The organism is Blautia sp. AF17-9LB, from assembly GCF_003479185.1.
In the GTDB taxonomy this organism is placed as follows: domain Bacteria; phylum Bacillota; class Clostridia; order Lachnospirales; family Lachnospiraceae; genus Fusicatenibacter; species Fusicatenibacter saccharivorans.
Genome location: NZ_QUGU01000002.1, coordinates 334,804 through 353,913, shown reverse-complemented (window position 1 = coordinate 353,913; position 19,110 = coordinate 334,804). Strand labels below are relative to the sequence as shown.

At 50.0% G+C, this 19,110-nt stretch carries 18 protein-coding genes and 1 tRNA gene; 2 read left to right on the top strand and 17 right to left on the bottom strand.

What is annotated here, in order from left to right; translation table 11 throughout:
• Positions 1-124: 124 nt before the first annotated feature.
• From ligA to nrdR, 11 genes are all read right to left on the bottom strand, one after another.
• Complete coding sequence (ligA, locus tag DWX00_RS03955) at positions 125-2,080, bottom strand: NAD-dependent DNA ligase LigA (RefSeq protein ID WP_117804012.1); 1,956 nt, start codon at positions 2,078-2,080, stop codon at positions 125-127.
• The gene (locus DWX00_RS03950) at positions 2,077-2,778 is read right to left on the bottom strand and encodes a pseudouridine synthase (RefSeq protein ID WP_117509172.1); all 702 of its coding nucleotides are present in this window, start codon (positions 2,776-2,778) and stop codon (positions 2,077-2,079) included. Before DWX00_RS03950 ends, ligA begins: the two co-directional genes overlap by 4 nt.
• A 75-nt stretch (positions 2,779-2,853) precedes the next feature.
• Entirely contained in the window at positions 2,854-3,732 is an 879-nt protein-coding gene (locus DWX00_RS03945; protein WP_117509117.1) for a hypothetical protein, read from the bottom strand.
• A gap of 144 nt (positions 3,733-3,876) precedes the next feature.
• Positions 3,877-3,949 (bottom strand) — tRNA-Arg (locus DWX00_RS03940).
• Between the two features lie 127 nt (positions 3,950-4,076).
• A complete protein-coding gene (locus DWX00_RS03935) occupies positions 4,077-4,988 on the bottom strand; it encodes a DUF5688 family protein (protein WP_118666314.1) in 912 nt (303 codons plus the stop codon).
• 269 nt (positions 4,989-5,257) lie between these two features.
• Positions 5,258-5,815, bottom strand: coding sequence for an elongation factor P (gene efp / locus DWX00_RS03930; protein ID WP_022462517.1), 558 nt, complete (start codon positions 5,813-5,815; stop codon positions 5,258-5,260).
• 84 nt (positions 5,816-5,899) lie between these two features.
• A complete protein-coding gene (locus tag DWX00_RS03925) occupies positions 5,900-6,424 on the bottom strand; it encodes a YqeG family HAD IIIA-type phosphatase (RefSeq protein ID WP_117509173.1) in 525 nt (174 codons plus the stop codon).
• 74 nt (positions 6,425-6,498) lie between these two features.
• Positions 6,499-7,386: a patatin-like phospholipase family protein gene (locus DWX00_RS03920; RefSeq protein WP_055218274.1), complete on the bottom strand. Its 888-nt coding sequence runs from the start codon at positions 7,384-7,386 to the stop codon at positions 6,499-6,501.
• 104 nt (positions 7,387-7,490) lie between these two features.
• The gene (locus DWX00_RS03915) at positions 7,491-8,849 is read right to left on the bottom strand and encodes a citrate/2-methylcitrate synthase (RefSeq protein ID WP_117509174.1); all 1,359 of its coding nucleotides are present in this window, start codon (positions 8,847-8,849) and stop codon (positions 7,491-7,493) included.
• 130 nt (positions 8,850-8,979) lie between these two features.
• Complete coding sequence (locus tag DWX00_RS03910; RefSeq protein ID WP_117509119.1) at positions 8,980-9,615, bottom strand: DUF3786 domain-containing protein; 636 nt, start codon at positions 9,613-9,615, stop codon at positions 8,980-8,982.
• Positions 9,616-9,629: 14 nt separating this feature from the next.
• Complete coding sequence (nrdR, locus tag DWX00_RS03905; RefSeq protein WP_022462512.1) at positions 9,630-10,082, bottom strand: transcriptional regulator NrdR; 453 nt, start codon at positions 10,080-10,082, stop codon at positions 9,630-9,632.
• Positions 10,083-10,224: 142 nt separating this feature from the next.
• Here nrdR and DWX00_RS03900 point away from each other — a divergent pair, with 142 nt between their 5' ends.
• Positions 10,225-10,476, top strand: coding sequence for a YlmC/YmxH family sporulation protein (locus tag DWX00_RS03900; RefSeq protein WP_022462511.1), 252 nt, complete (start codon positions 10,225-10,227; stop codon positions 10,474-10,476).
• Here DWX00_RS03900 and DWX00_RS03895 read toward each other — a convergent pair whose 3' ends face one another.
• The 3 genes from DWX00_RS03895 to DWX00_RS03885 all read right to left on the bottom strand — a co-directional run bounded on the left by DWX00_RS03895 (position 10,477) and on the right by DWX00_RS03885 (position 14,710).
• The gene (locus DWX00_RS03895; protein ID WP_022462510.1) at positions 10,477-10,782 is read right to left on the bottom strand and encodes an acylphosphatase; all 306 of its coding nucleotides are present in this window, start codon (positions 10,780-10,782) and stop codon (positions 10,477-10,479) included.
• A 27-nt stretch (positions 10,783-10,809) separates the two neighbouring features.
• Entirely contained in the window at positions 10,810-11,976 is a 1,167-nt protein-coding gene (locus DWX00_RS03890) for a GNAT family N-acetyltransferase (protein WP_118594689.1), read from the bottom strand.
• A 193-nt stretch (positions 11,977-12,169) separates the two neighbouring features.
• Positions 12,170-14,710 carry a heavy metal translocating P-type ATPase gene (locus DWX00_RS03885; protein WP_118594688.1) on the bottom strand — a complete coding sequence of 847 codons (2,541 nt, stop codon included), beginning with the start codon at positions 14,708-14,710 and terminating at the stop codon, positions 12,170-12,172.
• Positions 14,711-14,963: 253 nt separating this feature from the next.
• On the opposite strand from DWX00_RS03885, the gene DWX00_RS03880 reads away from it, so the two are divergent.
• Complete coding sequence (locus DWX00_RS03880; RefSeq protein WP_117509122.1) at positions 14,964-15,851, top strand: LysR family transcriptional regulator; 888 nt, start codon at positions 14,964-14,966, stop codon at positions 15,849-15,851.
• A gap of 99 nt (positions 15,852-15,950) precedes the next feature.
• Here DWX00_RS03880 and DWX00_RS03875 read toward each other — a convergent pair whose 3' ends face one another.
• The 3 genes from DWX00_RS03875 to DWX00_RS03865 all read right to left on the bottom strand — a co-directional run bounded on the left by DWX00_RS03875 (position 15,951) and on the right by DWX00_RS03865 (position 19,108).
• Positions 15,951-16,232, bottom strand: coding sequence for a hypothetical protein (locus tag DWX00_RS03875; protein ID WP_022462506.1), 282 nt, complete (start codon positions 16,230-16,232; stop codon positions 15,951-15,953).
• A 35-nt stretch (positions 16,233-16,267) separates the two neighbouring features.
• The gene (locus tag DWX00_RS03870; protein WP_242991102.1) at positions 16,268-16,960 is read right to left on the bottom strand and encodes a YoaK family protein; all 693 of its coding nucleotides are present in this window, start codon (positions 16,958-16,960) and stop codon (positions 16,268-16,270) included.
• Positions 16,961-17,209: 249 nt separating this feature from the next.
• A complete protein-coding gene (locus tag DWX00_RS03865) occupies positions 17,210-19,108 on the bottom strand; it encodes an ABC transporter ATP-binding protein (RefSeq protein WP_118594687.1) in 1,899 nt (632 codons plus the stop codon).
• Between the last annotated feature and the right edge of the window lie 2 nt (positions 19,109-19,110).

The window sequence follows — 19,110 nt, the reverse complement described above, 5'->3', positions numbered from 1 at the left end:
TGATCTGCCGCGCTTTTCTCTGCGCAGACAGGCGGTTTGCTTTTTCCGGCAGGAATTTCTGCCGTCTGCTTCCGATTATAGCAGATTCCCGCGCGGGATGCAAACCGCCTTTGCAGATATTTCGTTATTCTTCTGTCATCTTCAGAAATTCCTCTTCTGAGATCACCGGCACGCCGAGTTCGCGCGCTTTCCGGTTTTTGGAGGAACTGGATGTCGTGTCGTTGTTGATCAGATAGCTCGTCTTTCCCGTTACACTTCCGGTGGCTTTTCCGCCGAGCTCCTCGATTCTTGCCTTTAATGCATTCCGGTTCGGGAAATGTTCCACACTTCCGGTGATGACGAAGGTAAGACCGGCTAATTTCTGTTCTTCCTGGCTTGCCTGCGGCTTCTCAATCGTCAGATACGACAGAAGGCGCTCAAGGCGTTCTTTATTTTCCTCATCCGCAAAGTAATCCACGATGCTTTTTGCAATCACTTCTCCGACACCGTCGATCTGCGCGAAATCCTCCGCCGATGCATTCCGGATCCGGTCGAGATCGAAATCGAAGGCTTTGCAGATCATTCTCGCGTTTGCAAGACCGATATTTAAGATGCCAAGTCCGAAAATCAGACGGGGCAGCGTTGTGTTTTTCGCGCGCTCGATGCTGTCGATCAGATTCTGGTATGATTTTTCACCGAAACCGTCCATCTCCACAATCTCGTCGCGGTAGCGGTCGAGACGGAAAATATCGGCAAACTCACGGATGAAGCCGTGGCCCACGAATTTTTCGAGCGTTGCCTCCGACATGCCGTCGATGTTCATCGCGTCGCGGCTTACAAACAGGGTGAATGCCTTCATGAATTTTGCCGGGCACTCCGGATTCGTACAGTAGAGGGTCTCGACATTGTTCATCATCTGAATCCGGGTGGCACCGCCGCAGGCAGGACACGTTTCCGGAATATCGCGCACACCGCTTCTCGTCAGATTCTCTGAGATCTGTGGAATGATCATGTTTGCTTTGTAGACAAGGATTTTATCACCCACACCGAGATCCAGCGAACGCATGATACTGATGTTGTGGACGCTTGCGCGGGAAACCGAAGTTCCTTCCAGCTCGACCGGCTCAAAAACCGCAACCGGATTGATGAGACCGGTTCTCGACGGGCTCCACTCAATTTCAAGCAGAGTGGTCTCCTTCTGTTCATCCGCCCATTTGAAGGCGAAAGCGTTCCGCGGGAATTTCGCGGTTGTGCCGAGTGATTCTCCGTAGGCGATATCGTCATACAACGTGACAAGGCCATCGGACGGGAAATCGTTTGTCTCGATTTTCGTGGAGAAATATTGCATCGCCTCGTCGAGGTTATCTTTGGTGACAACCTTGTATTCCACCACCTCGAAGCCCTGCTCTTTCAGCCACTCCATCTGACGGATTCTGGAATTTTCGAAATCCTGTTCCGGAGCGCTCACAAGCGCAAATGCCATAAAATGAACGTGGCGTTTTGCCGTAATCTCATTGTTCAGCTGGCGCACAGAACCGCTGCAGAGGTTCCTCGGATTCTTGTATTTCGCATCGACATCCTCAATCTCCTCGTTGATCTTCTCAAAATCGGAATAGCGGATGATCGCCTCGCCGCGCAGAACCAGCTCTCCCTGGTACGGGATTTTTAAGGGAATATTTTCAAACACTTTTGCATTGTTCGTGACAACCTCTCCGATCACGCCGTTTCCACGGGTGACGGCCTTTGCGAGGGTACCGCCGCGGTACGTCAGAACGACGGTCAGACCGTCCATCTTCCAGGATAGCAGCGTTTTGTGATCCCCGATGAAGCTGCGGAGCACTTCCACATCTTTCGTTTTATCAAGGGAAAGCATCGGCGACTCGTGCGCTTCTTTCGGCAGTTCGTCCATCGCCTCGTAGCCGACTTTTGTGGTCGGGCTTCCGGCGAGTGTTACGCCTGTTTTTTCCTCTAATACCTGCAGTTCGTCATACAGCGTGTCGTACTCCAGGTTGCTCATGATCTCCCGGTCTTCCTGGTAATAGGCTTTTGCCGCTTCGTTCAGCTTTTTGACCAGTTCCTTCATCCGTTCTGTCTCGTTCATCGCTTTTCCTCCCCGATCTGCTTTTTCAGTTCTGCTAATTCTTTTTCCGTTAAAGGGCGGTACTCCCCTGTTTTCAGGTCTTTCAAGTGAATATTCATGATCCGCACACGTTTCAGCTTTGTGACACGATATCCTAATGCTTCGCACATCCGCCGGATCTGACGGTTCAGCCCTTGCGTCAGAATAATCGTAAAGCTGCGCTCTCCCGTTTTCTGGATCCGGCACGAGCGCGTCACGGTATCGAGAATCGGCACGCCGGATGCCATTTCTTTCAGAAATTCCGGTGTAATCTCTTTGTTTACCTCGACCTGGTATTCTTTTTCGTGGCGGTTTCTGGCACGCATGATACCGTTTACGATCGCACCGTCGTTCGTCATCAGAAGGAGGCCTTCGGAATCTTTATCGAGTCTTCCCACCGGGTAAATCCGCACCGGGTAGGACAGATAATCGATGACGTTGTTTTTCTCCCGTTTTTCCGCAGTACAGACGATGCCGCGCGGTTTGTTGAAGGCGAGATAGACTTTTTTCTCCTCCGGGACAACGGTTTTGCCTTTCACGACAACAACGTCGCCAGACTCCACCTGCATGCCGGTTTCCGCGCGTTTTCCGTTTACCGTAATCTCGCCCGCTTCTGTCAGACGGTCCGCCTCCCGCCGCGAGCAGACGCCCGCATCACTTAAGTATTTGTTTAAGCGCATGGTTTTATCCTTCCAAAAAAGCAGTTTCATAAAAACCAGAAACTGCTTTTTTTGTTTTGTATTATTCTATTGTTCCTACTGAATGCTCTCTACATATACTCTCAGGGAAGCATCTGCATCGAGTGCATTCCGATAATCGTTCTGAACCTGTTCGATCAGATTTTTGACTTCTTCGTTTTCGAGCGCCGCTTTCATAGCCTCGGTTACGGCCGCATCGCTGTCAGTATCATCCATGATTTTCAGGCCGCCGTCTTCTGTCGTGTAGAGATAATACTCCGAAAGCATCGGCAGGGTCTGGTTGATTCCCAGATATTTGCATCTGCTGCTGACAAACGCGATGTACGTTCCGTCGCTTGGACCGCTGATCGTGTAGACCTTTACATCTCCGTATGACTCCACATCGCTTTCTGCCTCAATCTGCGCCTGCTCCTCCGCGGTCAGATTATCTGTTACTGCAAAAAGACCGTTGATATCCCTTGCACCGAGCGCGGTGTAATACTGCTCCAGCACGGTGCTTACTTCCGGGACATTGTCCGTGGCAAAGGAGACAGCCGTATTATCGGTATTCTCTGTATTACTGGTATCGTCTGCCGCTTCCGGCTCACTTGTCGGCTCAGCCTCTGCATCCGGCGCGCTGGCAGTATCGGTACTGGAAGCATCTGCACTGGAATCATTCGCGGAATCCGAAACGTCCGATGAAATGCCTGTGCTGTCCTCAGAATCTGCTTTGCTGTCTGCTTTTACCTGTGTCTTTTTATCCGGCACATTGTTTCCGGTGCTGCTGCTTGTTACGGTTCCGCCGCTCGATTTTCCATCGTTTTTTGGTGACACCAGATGAACGATGAGAAGAACCGCTGCCACAATCAGGAGAATTGCTCCGATCAGAAGCATGTAGCGCAGATTATCGGAAATCCATTCCCGGATTTTATCTTTTGTTGTCATTGGTTTTGCCATATTTTTCCTCCTTCATCAAAACTGATCCGCCGGATCAGTTATTGATATGCTCAGCAAGCAAAAAAACCTCTACTTCACACCGAAGCAGGGGCTTTCCTTATCCTGCGCCGGTCCTGCCCGCCGCAGCATGCCATGTAGCAAAAACGCGTCTGGAGGGATTCGAACCCCCGACACACGGTACCGGAAACCGTTGCTCTATCCCCTGAGCTACAGACGCTGATGTGATCTGTTTTCTCAACCACACTATGATAGTTTACCACAGACTCCTGCAATTGTAAAGTATTTTTCCCACCCAGCCGCCCATTTTTTTCTTAAATTATTCGCAGACTATTCTGCCACACAGCTTACGTTTCTTCCTCACACAGCGTCAGTTCCCCGCTTTCCCGGTGGTAATAATAAACGTGATCCGACAGAATCTCCTGCGGCTTGACCGTCTTTTCATTCACGTCCCGTACCATGTCGGAAAGACACTCCTCTGGGAACACATCATAATCTGGAATCACCATGCACTCATGGATACTGCTCGGAATCACATAAAGACTTGCCTCAAAGCGCTGCGAAAGACTCTCCAGCACGCCGGGATAGCACATGCAGATTGCACCCAGCTTTCCTCTGCGGTTGCTGACCAGGTAAAACTGTTCCGCCAGCGGACCAAGCTCGAACAGGGGAAATGTTACTCCGTACTCCTCTTTCAAATACACCATAAGGCTGTCTGTGCGCACCGGCAGATCCCGCAGGGTGTTCTCCCAGGCACGGGCATCCAGCTCCTCCGCCGAAATTCCCCACAGCTCCCGGTGCGTCTCGTGGATCAGAATTGTCGCATCCGGCACGCGGTTTCCCCGCATCTGGTAATAGTACACGACCGCGAGATCGAGAAATTTTCTGTGCGGAACTTCGGAGAGCAGCGTACGGTTTTTCTCCGCATGAATGAGCTCGCAGTAGATCTGCGGCGCAGCATTTTTCCAGTTGGTAAAAAAGGCAGCTTTCTCCGGTCTTCTCGCCTCCGCTTCCACTTTCCGGTACTGCTCCAGTACCTTTTCTGCAATCTGAGAAAGCGGCACGCCCTGCAGACAGCATTCATACAGAAGCTCCACGTAGATCGTCGGTGCAATCCAGTCCTTCTTTCTGCTGATGACAAACGCCTCTTTTTCGATACCGTTCAGCTTCTGCACCGATTCTATCTTCACCTCAAAATCATCGCCGGCTTTTCTTTTCAGCAGCGCGGCAAGCTGCTCTTTGAACATCTGATAGTCCATTTTTTCCCACCTTTCCTGTTTGATTGCCTTTTGTATTTTTGCTTTACGGAACAAAAAAAGCTCCGAAAAACACAACTTAAAAACCTCTGTACAGATCTGTATATGCCAGAGATTCGTTGGTTCGCGGAACTTCGAACGATGAGAAAAACGGGCCCGGACTGCTTCCGACAGCCTTTATCAGCCATTTTTCAGACGAATATTCTATTTATTTAGAAAACCGTGTCCGCCACAAAGAAAGTTGTGACGGACAACGGCGGGAACAGTCTTACTTATACACGGGACAGATATTCACCTGTTCTGGTATCAATTTTGATTTTGTCTCCCTGGTTTACGAACAGCGGAACGCTTACGGTAGCACCAGTCTCAACGGTAGCCGGTTTGGAAGCACCCTGTGCGGTATCTCCCTTGAAGCCTGGCTCAGTCTCGGTGATCTCAAGCTCTACAAACAGAGGCGGTTCGATTGCGAATACATTTCCGTTGTAGGAACATACTTTAACCATTTCGTTTTCTTTTACAAATTTCAGAGCATCTCCGATGGTCTCTTCGTTCAGAGCGATCTGCTCATAGTTTTCTACGTTCATGAAGTAGAATAAATCACCATCGCTGTACAGATACTGCATGTCTACACGCTCGATACGAGCCTGCGGGAATTTCTCAGTCGGACGGAAGGTACGCTCTACCACACCACCGTTGATGACATTTTTTAATTTTGTTCTTACGAATGCAGCTCCTTTACCAGGTTTTACATGCTGAAATTCAAGAATCTGAACGACCTGACCATCGATCTCGAGGGTAACGCCGTTTCTAAAATCTCCTGCTGAAATCATTCTGATTTTTCCTCCTTAACATAGTACGATGCGCCAAATGCGCACCATAGGCTTATCTTATAATATAATATTTTTCCCGATTTTTCAACTGTTTTTTTTCGTAATCCTGCCGCGGGCCAGATCACGCTCATAAAAGAACAGTACAATGTGCTCCAGATACCGTTTCAGAACGATCTGAATTTCCTCTTTCGGATTGATCGGCTCGGTCAGAATATTGTAAAGTCCGGTCCGTTTTGCACCGTACACATCGGTGAAAAGCTGATCCCCGACAAAGACCGCCTGCTCCTCTTTGATCCCCATTCTCCGGCATGCCTCCTGGTAGTTTTTCACCGAAGGCTTGTGCGCATTTTCGATATAGATAGAACCGACCGCATCGGCAAACGGAGCCACACGCGGTTTCTGATTGTTGGAAAGCAGACAGGTGGAAAAACCAGTCTCCCGAAGAGACGCAAAGAACGCAGCCGCCTCCTTCGTTGCCGGCGCACCGTGCGGAACAAGCGTATTATCGATATCAAAAATCACGCCCCGGTATCCTTTCCGGTACAGATCCGCGTAATCGATCGTATAGGCACTTTTTTCTCTCCGGTCCGGGTAAAACATCCGCATCAGTATAGTTCCCCGGTTCTTCTGGTTTTTTCCACTCATCTTCTTTCTCCAATCCTCTTTTCGTTTATACAGTAACTTTATTCTTCTTTCAGAAACTCCTGCAGAGCCTCAAAATTTGCTTTCATCTGGTCATAGCCGTGCTGGTAAAATTCCCGCAGCTTCTCCTCGTCCTTTTCGAGACGCGATACCGCCGGTATCTCCGGGCGGATCACAAAGACGGAGCCTTCTTCTTCCCATTTTTCGATGCATTCGAGTACCTGGTTATAATGTTTCGCGCGGTTTACAAGCGCACGCACGAGATTCGGGTATTTGCGGAATGCCGCCACATACAGCTCCCAGCCTCTCGTTCCCTCTTTTTTGCGGTAACCGAAATTCCGTGTCAGAATAATGACATTTTTTCGGTGTCCCGTCTTTAAGGAACGGATAATCGGGATCGAATCGGCAACACCGCCGTCGACGTACTCGTTTCCGTCGATCTCCACCATCGGGCAGGCGATCGGCATGCTCGATGATGCACGGCCAATTGCAAGCAGACGTTCTTTATTTTCGCGGTCATCCAGATATTCCGCGCGTCCCGTCTCACAGTTTGTCACAACCAGCTCACACGTCTGCGGCGATGCAAAATACGTATCAAAATCAAATGGAAAAATCTCATACGGATACCGTTCGAACACCATATCCATGTCGAGCAGTGCTTTTTTCTCAACGATTGTCTTGATATTCTTATTGACGTAGCGGTTTTTCTCATCCGTGACAATCATACAGTCCCTCGTTCTGCCAATCTGGCGCGATACATAGTCCAGCGCATTGCAGGCTCCGGCGGAAACGCCGATCACATGAGGGATATAATACTCCTGCTCCATCAGAAAGTCCAGCGCTCCTGCTGTAAAGACGCCGCGATTGGCCCCTCCTTCCAATATGACTGCTCCGGATTTTGTTATGCTGTAATTTTTTGTCTCATTCATTCTCCTGCACTCTCCTATTTTTCACAATGACACATTACTTCCTGCACAGAGCAATGCCGGAGCAGATCGGAAAATCCCGACACGCTCCGGCCCTTCTGCCTGTTTTATCTGTTTTCCAGCGGAACATAGTCCACTTCATCTTTGACACTCTTGTACGCCGGGCGGATGATCTTGTCGGTGTTGATCAGTTCCTCCATCCGGTGTGCACTCCAGCCGACGATACGCGCGCAGGCGAACATCGGGGTGTAGAGCTCCAGCGGAAGATCCAGCATGCTGTAAACGAAGCCGCTGTAGAAGTCGACGTTTGCGGATACACCTTTGTAAATATGGCGCTCCTCGCCGATGATCTTCGGAGCCAGTTCCTCGACCATAGCGTACAGCCGGTAATCTTTCTCTCTGTGTTTTTCTTTTGCCAGCTGCTCAACGAAGGTCTTGAAGATGCGCGCACGCGGGTCGGAAATGGAGTAAACCGCATGGCCCATACCGTAAATCAGACCTTTCTGGTCGAACGCCTCTTTGTGCAGCAGCTTTCTTAAGTAATTCGATACTTCTTCCTCATCCGTCCAGTCTTTGACGTGTGACTTCATATCGTCGAACATCCGCACAACCTTGATGTTTGCACCGCCGTGCTTCGGTCCCTTTAAGGAGCCGAGCGCCGCTGCAATTGCGGAGTACGTATCGGTTCCGGAAGAAGAAACAACATGTGTTGTAAAGGTTGAGTTGTTACCGCCGCCGTGCTCCATGTGGAGGACGAGGGCAAGATCGAGGATCTTCGCCTCCAGCGGGGTGTATTTCTGATCCGGGCGGAGCATCAGCAGAATGTTTTCTGCGGTGGAAAGCTTCTTCGACGGATTGTGGATATATAAACTTTTTCCCTTGATATAATGGTTGTACGCCTGATAGCCATAGACGGACAGCATCGGGAAAACAGAAATCAGGTTAATGCACTGGCGAAGCACATTCGGAAGGGAGGTATCATCTGCGTGGTTGTCGTACGCGTACAGGGTCAGAACGCTTCGGGACAGAGTGTTCATCATGTCCTTGGTCGGCGCTTTCATAACAACGTCACGCACAAAGTTCTTCGGCAGGGACTGCTGCTGTTTTAAAATCGTCTTAAAATGCTTAAGCTGCTCTTCATTCGGCAGATTTCCAAACAGGAGCAGATAAGCGACTTCTTCAAATCCCATACGGTTTTCACTCAAAAATCCCTGGGTCAGTTTTTCCACGTTGATGCCGCGGTAGTACAGACGTCCGTCACACGGTGTTTTGACGCCGTCAATGATATCCGAAGACACAACGTTTGAAATCTGTGTCAGTCCCGCAAGGACGCCAACGCCGTTGACATCGCGCAGTCCGCGTTTTACATCGTATTGCCCATACAGCGAAACATCCATTTTGGAGTTATCCAGACAGATGTTTGTCAGTTCCTCTATTTCCGGTGTTACTTTCATGCTAAAAGCCATATGCATTCCCCTTTCTCTTCTCTTTTTTTACTCACTTTCGCTCATTATAGCATTAAACCAAGGGATTCGTATACTGAAATTTTTATAAACATTCGAAAAATTTTCGTAAGATTTTGTCTCACAAAAGGTATCAGGCTTCTGTTTTACATGCATCGAAGGCTTGATCCAGTGCGTCCAGGAAATCTCCCATCACGTAATACAGCGTCTCAAACCGCAGATAATCGAGGACGTTTTCATCCCACATAAACTTCAGCACCGGCGGGAATTCCTCATCGGACTCCCAGAACTGGAAGACGAGCGGCAGAAACGGAAAGACATGAAAAACAAAAGCAGCGTCTCCCGGGAAATATGGTTTTCCGCCAAGGGAAACGCATGCTTTTTTCAGCTGTTCCACATGCCCGTCATACCGTGCGGCGCGGCTGTCGTGAACGCCGGACGCAATCGTGCGGCCTTTGATCGTTCCCTTTAAGGAATTGGTACGCGCATACGTGCCGGCGAGCACAATCTCCTTCTTTCCGCAGCAGAGCAGGTCGAAAATCGTCAGCGTCTCATTGAAACTGCCCTGATGTACATGAAGAAAATGGTCTTTTGATCCCTCTACAACGCCGGTATGGCGGTTCACTCTCCATTCTTCAAAAAGATACGGCACATAGAAATAATCGCCATCAAACGCAAAGCCATACTTTCCTTCGATCTCCTTCTGATCGTATGTCAGAAAACGTTCCTGCATCTGATCACGCATTTTAATATAGTTCGACACTTCCATTTTTTTGCCTCCCGCTATTTGTCGAGCATCTTTTTCAGCTCGTCCATGAACGTGTTGACGTCCTTGAACTCACGGTAAATCGACGCAAAGCGGACGTACGCCACCTGATCCAGGTCTTTTAAGTAATGCATGACCTTCTCTCCGATCACAGAGCTTGGAATCTCGCGTTCCTCGCCGTTGAAAAGCTCCGTCTCCACCTTGTTGACCATCTCGTTGATCTTCTCGGCGGACACCGGCCGTTTGTGGCAGGCGCGCAGGATACCGGTCTCGATTTTCGAGCGGTCATACTGCTCGCGGTTCATATCTTTTTTGATGACGATCAAAGGGATCGTCTCCACTTTTTCGTATGTCGTAAAGCGTCTGCCGCAGACATCGCACATCCGGCGGCGGCGGATCGCATTGCTGTCTTCAATCGGGCGTGAATCCACAACCCGGGTATTATCCTGATTACAAAATGGACATCTCATATCTTTCGTCCTCGTTTCTAAATAAGTATTTCGGAAAGTTTTCTACTTTTACAGTATACGCATTTTTCCGTGAAATTCAAGTCAACTGCAGCAACATTTTCGCATATGTTTTTCCATAGGAATCAGTAAAAAGGAGCACCGCATGCGCGTTGTAGATCTCCGCCAGAAAGAAGTTATCAATATCTGCACCTGCAAAACGCTCGGCTGTCCGATTGATGTGGAATTCAATCCAAAAACGGGACATCTTACCGGACTCGTTCTTCCGGGTCCTGTGAAATTCTGCGGCTTTTTCTGCCACGGCGAGGATTTTGTGATCCCATGGGACCGCATCTGCCAGATCGGCAACGATATCATTCTCGTCGAAATTCCGGAAAAAGAGAAAAAACAGCCCTGATCAACGGATATGAAAACCGAATTCCGATTCCAGCGGAATCTTCGTCCATTTTGCATCCGTGATTTCGATGTAGCTGGAGGTGCGGATCCTTTTGATCATCTCCGTGATCGTCTCCTCATCACCCTGCACCTCCATCTCCACCGTCTCATCCCAGCAGTTTCTCACCCAGCCTGTCAGCCCGAGCTGGTAGGCAGCATAATACGCCCGGTAACGGAACCCCACGCCCTGCACCTGGCCGTAGAAAATCACATGGTACCGGATTTCTTCTTTTTCGTCTCTTCTGTCTCGTTTCGCTGTCTCGTTCATATTTCTCTGCCTCCCAACAGTCATTGCCTAAAATTCGTCTGCCGTCGCACAGTACAGCGGAAGCGGGAACCAGTCGGATGGAATGTTCTTCCAGATTTCAGATGGAACCTTGCTTCCCTTACTTGCCAGCGGTGAAAGAAGCAGTTCCTGCGCCTGCTCCCGGTTGAGTACATCTGCCCCCGGATGGGCTTCCCCTGTCACGGTCACAGTTCCATCTTTTACCGTCACGGTCACCGGCTGTCCCTCCAGTACAGCAGACCACGTTCCATCGCTGATGCCCATCGTCTCTGCTTTCATGGTCAGCATTGCCTCGATGACGTCTGCAAATTGGAAAATACGGTACATCGCGGAACCGCAGCGCTCTTTTGTGAAGCTTTCGCAGACTTCCGATAACGCTGCTGCTTTTCCGGTCTCATACACCGGAATGGAAATGAAAAGAGAGTCAAGCGCATTTTCTTTTAAATAAGCGGCAAGTGCAGGAACGAAATCCTGTTCCTCCAACACTTCTGCTTCCACAACCTGGTTTCCGCCGCAAAGTGCCAGATATCCGATCCGCTCACCGTTTTTCCAGATTGCAATTGCCTGCTCGCCGAACGTTTTCAGGCAGGCTTTCACATCCTCTCTTACCACGTAAAGCGGTTTTTCCTCATTCAGCTTCTTTGCAAAGGCTGCCGCCTCTTCGTCCGCTTCGCCGTTTTCCGGAAACAGCGGCGCAAAGGTGTAAGCGGAGAGTTCCCCGTTTTTCCAGGTATGGCGCACATTTGCCACATCCAGGTAAAACGTGTATTTTTCACTTCCCGGCGTAAAGCCAAAGTAGGCATACCGCTGTCTCTGGCCGTCCAGTGCCAGAAGATCACACGTTCCTTCCAGATCCGTAATCCAGTCGCCAAGAAGACGCTTCATGTGGCCTTCGCCCCTTGCCTTTGGATGCACGGAAACGCTTCCCACATATCCTGCGCGGAGCAGCTTACCCCCTGCTGCCATTTGCTGCGGAAGCACCGCAATCTCGGCCCGGAGTCTGCCGTTTTCCGCAACAGCGACGCGGTGGATCCGTGCCATTTCCGGTCCTGCCTGATAAACCCTTGGAATTAACTGCTCAAAGTCGTGCGGACGGTGTGCCGTGCTGAACACGTAGTTTGCAAGTTCGATGCAGTCCTCCCACTCTTCCGGCTTTGCAAGTCTGTACTCTGTCATAATGTAAAAACCTCCTGATCCTAAAAACCCTTTTGTTTTTGCTCTTCTTTTTCTCTATCCTAACGGATTTTTGTCCTTTTGTCACGAAAATTCCGAACAAATTGCAATATTTTTGCTATATCTGGTAAAAAAAAGAAACGCGCCCGGAAATTTTCATTCCAGGCGCGTTTCCCTTTTCTCAACGTTTCCTGTTTTACTGGATTCCTTTTACGGTGTAATCCTGTGCCTCTACGGCTGTTTTCAGCACATCGTCTGATACAGGAGCTGTCAGTGTTACAACGGCTGTTCCTTTTTCATGGCTTACTTCTGCGGATGCAACACCCTCGATTGCCTCAAGTGTTTTCTTCACTCTTGCCTCGCAGTGGCCGCACATCATGCCCTCGATTGTCATGGTTTTTACCATTCCCTGTTCTGTTGTCATGTTCAGATCCTCCTTTAGAATTTCGTTTTTGATTCTTTTATCTTTTGACGCGTCGTGCATCCGAAACAGATTCAGACGCAGGGCGTTTGTCACAACGCAGAAGCTCGAAAGGCTCATCGCCGCCGCACCGAACATCGGGTTCAGCTTCCAGCCGAACAGCGGGATCCATACGCCCGCAGCCAGCGGAATACCGATGATATTGTAAATGAAGGCCCAGAACAAATTCTCGTGAATGTTCCTGAGGGTCGCACGGCTTAAGCGGATCGCTGCCGGTACATCGGAGAGGCGGCTCTTCATCAGGACAACGTCTGCCGCATCGATCGCGATATCGGTTCCTGCTCCGATGGCAATACCGATATCCGCACTGGTCAGAGCCGGTGCATCGTTGATGCCGTCTCCTACCATCGCTACTTTTCCTTTTTCTTTCAGGCGGCTGATGACCGCTTCTTTTCCATCCGGCAGAACGCCTGCGATGACTTCGTCCACACCTGCCTCAGCGCCGATGGCACGCGCGGTGCGCTCATTGTCTCCGGTCAGCATCACGACACGGATTCCCATATTCTGCAGCTCTTTCACCGCACGCGGGCTGTCCTCTTTGATGACATCCGCAACCGCGATCATACCGAGCATCTTTCCGTCTTCACTGAAGAACAGCGGTGTCTTTCCTTCTTCGGAAAGTTTTGCTGCCTGCTCTTCCATCTGTTTCGCGAGAACCGCTTTTTTCGTAATCAGTGCGCGGTTGCCTCCGCAGAGCTCTTTTCCGTTCCGTTTTGCCACAAGACCGTTTCCAGGAAGCGCAGAGAAATCACTGACTTCTTCGCGGGCCAGGCCTTTTTCCTCTGCAAGTGCAAGAATCGCACGGGCCAGCGGATGCTCACTTTTCTGCTCCAGTGCAAAGGCACCTTTTAAAAGCTCCTCCTCACTTACACCGTCCGCCGGGACAAGATCGGTTACCTGCGGCTCTCCGCTTGTGATGGTTCCAGTCTTATCGAGTGCAACGATCTGTGTTTTTCCTGTCTCCTCGAGAGAAACTGCGGTTTTGAACATCGTTCCGTGTTTTGCTCCCATTCCGTTTCCGACCATGATCGCAACCGGTGTTGCAAGGCCGAGCGCACACGGGCAGCTGATAACGAGAACGGAAATACCTCTTGCAAGAGCAAAGCCGACGCTCTCTCCTGCAAACAGCCAGATCACAATCGTAGCAAGTGCAATGCAGATAACGGCCGGCACAAAAATACCGGAAACTTTATCGGCCACTTTGGCGATCGGCGCTTTTGTCGCTGCCGCATCGCTGACCATCTGAATGATCTGGGAGAGTGTTGTGTCTTCTCCGACTCTCGTCGCCTCACAGGTCAGGAAACCGGACTGGTTTAAGGTCGCCGCCGATACGCGGTCGCCGGCCTCTTTATCCACCGGAATACTCTCGCCAGTCAGCGCGGATTCGTTGACGGCACTCGTTCCCTCCAGGACAACGCCGTCCACCGGAATATTTTCGCCCGGGCGGACGATGAAATGATCGCCCTTTTTCACCTGATCAATGCCGACTTCCACTTCTTTTCCGTCTCTTAAGAGAACGGCGGTCTTCGGAGCCAGCTTCATCAGACTCTTTAACGCATCGGTCGTTTTTCCTTTGGAAATCGACTCCAGCATTTTTCCGACGGTAATCAGGGTCAGAATCATGGCTGCGGACTCGAAGTAAAATTCATGCATATAGCTCATGACTGCATCCATGTCCCCCTGTACCTGCGCTCCCGTCATGGCAAACAGGGCGTAGACGCTGTATACAAACGATGCGGTAGAACCAAGCGCTACCAGTGTGTCCATGTTCGGTGCTTTATGCCAGAGACTCTTGAAACCGCTGATAAAGAATTTCTGGTTGATGACCATGACCGCAATGGTAAGCAGGAGCTGTACCAGTCCCATTGCGATGTGGTTTCCTTCAAAGAATTTCGGCAGCGGCCATCCCCACATCATATGGCCCATGGAGAAATACATGAGCGGAATCAAAAGAAGAACGGAGCTCAACAGACGGCGTTTCATGACCGGTGTTTCCTTGTCTTTCAGCATCTCTTCGTATTCTGCTGTGGAAGCCGACTGTGATGTGCTTCCCTTCTCGCCTTTTTTCGACGCACCGTATCCTGCATTTTCCACGGCGGCAATAATCTCTGCCGGGGAGGCCGTTCCCTCCACGCCCATGGAATTTGTCAGAAGGCTGACTGCGCAGGATGTGACACCGGGTACCTTTGACACGGCTTTTTCGACACGGGTCTGGCAGGCGGCGCAGCTCATGCCGGTTACATTGTACTGTTCCATCGTATGTCTTCCTTTCTGTAGTTCTGGATTTTCTATTTCATATACCCTAATGGGGTATCTTGTTTTCTTCTACACTATATACCCTGTCCGGGTATTTTGCAAGTGTTTTTTCAAAAAATTTCCACTTCTCTTCTGCCATCCCCCGCACAATCCGGCCGGACCATCCTCAGAAATCCCTTGACAACCCGGCGCATGTATTTTATATTGAAGCAATCATGGATGATTTTTTCTTCTTCATCCTTCGGAGGTTTTTATGATTACATATGATTATTATCGCATTTTTTACTTCGTAGCACAATATCACAGCTTTACAAAAGCCGCGGAAATTCTGAAAAACAACCAGCCCAACATCACACGGTGCATGAACAATCTGGAAAGTGAGCTTGGCTGCAAACTTTTTATCCGTTCCCACCAGGGTGTCACACTGACAGCGGAGGGCGAAAAGGTGTATGAGCGTGTGGCCGTTGCCTACGAACAGCTCCGCACGGTTGAGGAGGAGCTGGCTCTTGAGCGGTCTCTTGAGAGCGGCCTTATCACAATCGGTGCGAGCGAGACGGCACTTCGTCTGATGCTGCTCTCCCGCCTGGAGCACTTCCACACCCGCTATCCGCACGTCCGCCTGCGCATCTCCAACCACTCGACGCCGCAGGCCATCCAGGCGCTCGAAAACGGTCTGGTCGACTTCGCAGTCGTCACAAGCCCGGTGGAAATCCGCAAACCGCTGCACAAGATCCCGATTTTCCCATTCCAGGAAATTCTGATCGGCGGATCGAAATATGCATCCCTTTCCGCAGAGCCGCATCATCTCGGCGAATTGTCAGAATATCCTTTTATCTCGCTTGCCAAAGACACCGGCACGCGGGAGCTGTACGCCGAGTACTTTCTGAATCACAACCTCGCCTTCCACCCCGATATGGAGGCGGCGACGACGGATCAGATTCTTCCTATGGTCGAGTATAACCTCGGCATCGGATTTTATCCGGAGGAGCTGGCACGCGATGCCTTAAAGAGCCGTACCGTCTGTCGGATTCCGCTCATCGAGGAGGCCCCCAAACGTGAAATCTGTCTTATCATCAACCCGCGGCAGCACCAGAACGCGGCGGCAAAAGAGCTGATCGAGGAGCTTCTGGAACGCGTATAAGATTTTATGAACTTTTGTTTGAAACAGAAAAAGACCCTGTCTACCGGCGAACGGAACATCGCTGCTCCATCCTTCCCGTATACAGGGTCTCTTTTTTATTTATGCCTGCTGTCCGGCAATCTGCTCTTTTTTATGCGGCATGGCAAATACCATCGCCGTGTAGGAAAGCATTGCGCCTGTGATGTAGAAGAACATCAGAAATCCGCTCCGGTTCAGCACAGCGATGCGGACAATTCCAATCCAGAAACCGACGTTGGACGCCAGGGAGAACACACGCGCAAACATCATGTTTTTCTCCTCACCCTTTGCCAGGCGGACGATCAGCAGCAGCATGGCCGCTGAAAAGAATAGTGTCATACAGCACTCCAGAAATACTTCCATTTTTTCAGCCTTCTTTCTTCACTCTCTCTTATTTCTCAGCGGTACTTTTCCAGTGACATCAGAAGGAAGCTCACCAGAAGAAGTCCGCAGGAAATCCAGATTACATGGATTCCATACAGCATGGAGAACACGCCTCCGATTCCGGCGCCGATGGCGAAAGCCAGAATCACGCCGAAATAGTATCCGGCCTGACGGAGCTGTTCTTTTTTCTTATCCCGCATATACATAGACAGCGCTGCGGTTCCGCTTCGCAGGTTTCCGATGCACATGGTGCTTGCATACGAATAACCGCCGACCTTGCGGAAGGTCTGTACCTGAATCGCGCACGCAAACGATACAAGCATCGCCGCGAGCATATTATAAGAAGACGGAATAAATCCGACGATCGCAAGGATCACAATTTCCGCCGCGAGAAGTACCTGCCGCCAGTGCAGCCTCTTTGCATACCGGTAATGCTCCTGGAAATTTTCTGCCAGAAATACACCCATCGCAAAAAAGAGGATCGGGAAGAGATACCGAAGGCCTGCCGTAAAGTTTCCTTCCAGAAAATTCTGGCTCATCAGCACAACGTTTCCCGTCTGGGCATTTGAGAATACTTCATCTCTGCAATTGTACGTGTAGGCATCCTGAAAACCGCCGGACAGCGCCAGAAACATACTGTTGATAAATGCTTCCGACATCTGATTTTCCGAGAGCAGGCGTCCTACAAGGCTTGCTTTCTTTTCCATAAATTTTCCCTTTCTTTCAACAGACGGCCCGGCTTTTTGGTGCCTGCCGTTTTGCTTCCCTTATTATAACCGCCCGCTTTTTGAGATGGAAAAACGGATATCGTATTATGCTCATATATTTTTCATATGACTATATTGATTTAAAATCATTTTAATATGATACACCGTAAAAAATGGAGAAATTTTGTCACTTTGCACAAACAAAATTTCTCCCTTTTTGTAAATTGTCTTTATTGTTCTAAAATTTTCTTACTTTCTTCCTCTCTGTTTCTCACTCTGCTCGCGGTGGTACTGCAGCGTGTAGAGCTGGTAATATCTTCCCTGCGCTGTTAAAAGCTCCTGATGCGTTCCATGCTCCACGATTTTTCCGTGGGACAGTACGATAATCTCATCCGCATGCTGGATCGTCGAAAGACGGTGCGCTACGATCAGCATCGTTCCGATGTTCTTCATCTTTTCCATGGAATCCTGGATCAGAAGCTCGGTTTCGGTGTCGATGTTCGCCGTCGCCTCGTCAAGGATCATGACCGAAGGCTTATGGATGATGGTACGCGCAAACGAGAGAAGCTGGCGCTGTCCGGCGGAGAAGTTGTTTCCTCTCTCCCGCACCGGCTCGTCGAGGCCGTGATCCAGCTTGTTGATAAACTGGTCAGCATTCACGTAATGGCAGACGTCCATGATCTCCTCATCGGAAATCCCCTCCTCACGGAGAATAATGTTGCTACGGATCGTTCCCGAGAACAGGAAGACATCCTGCAGCATCTGGCCGAATTTTTTCCGCAGGGAATCGATCTTGATCTTTCGGATGTCGATGCCGTCGATCAGAATCTCACCCTTCTGGAACTCGTAGTTCCGGCAGATCAGGGAAAGAATCGTCGATTTTCCGGAACCGGTGGAACCCACAAATGCGATTGTCTCTTTCGGGTTGACGTGGAATGAAACGCCTTTTAACACCCACTCGCCCGGGATATAGGAAAACCATACGTCGCGGAACTCAATTTCGCCCCTGATGTCGGTAAGCTCGATCGCATCCGGCGCATCCTGCATTTTTGGCTCGAGATCCAGAATCGAGAATACTTTCTCGGCGGATGCAAATGCGGACTGCAGCCAGTTGAACTGCTCCGCCAGGTTCTGGATCGGGTTGAAGAATTTTGAAATATACATGTAAAAGCTGACGATCATACCGCTGGTAAGCGTCTGGCCGAGGAACGACATTCCCTCCAGATAGCCCTTGCCGCCTAAATACAAAAGGCAGAGCACGGAGCTGATATACAGCATGTAGACGAGCGGACGGAAAATACCAAACACGAAAATCTGCTCCTGCTGTGCGCGGCCGAGTGCGTTGCTCTTGTCGGTAAACTCGCGCATCTTGGCATCCTCGCGGTTGAAGATCTGTGTGATTTTCATACCGGAAAGGTTCTCCGACAGATACGTATTGATGTCCGTAGTACAGTCTTTTACTTTTCGGTGTGCTCTTCGCGAGAATTTGCGGAAAATAATCGAGAACAGCACGATAAACGGCACGAAGCAGAGCACCATCAGCGTTAGCTCATAGTTCAGAAACAGCATCGCAATCAGAATACCGATGATCACGAAGAAGTTCTTCAGAAGATTGACCAGAAGGTTGGTGAACATCAGTGAAATCGCGTTCGTATCGTTTGTCGTTCTCGTGACAAGCTTTCCGACCGGAATCTCATTTAACTGCTCGTGGGAAAGGCGCTCGATGTGGACGAACAGATCCTCCCTCATATTGGAAATAATTTTCTGACCCGTCTTCTGCAGAATCACGGCCTGGAAATACGTGCACGCCATCGAGACAAGAAGGATTGCCGCATAGCCCGCTACCCACAGAAACAGGGCATTCAGCGCGAATTTTCCAACGACGAGCTCCTCAATTTTGCCGACGATCAGCGGCGAAATGATATCGTACGCGATCGAAAACAGCATCAGAAAACCAACAACGATAAACTGGCGGTAAAACGGCTTTGCGTAATCCATCAGACGCTGCATGATTTCACTGTCTTTCATGTTCCGCTCAAAGCCGGTTTCTTTTTCTCCATCTTTCACTACAAACGCGGCCACAATCAGCAGGGTGGAAATCACGCCGATGATCGCGCCGACCCAGAGAATCGGATAATAATTGTGCATTT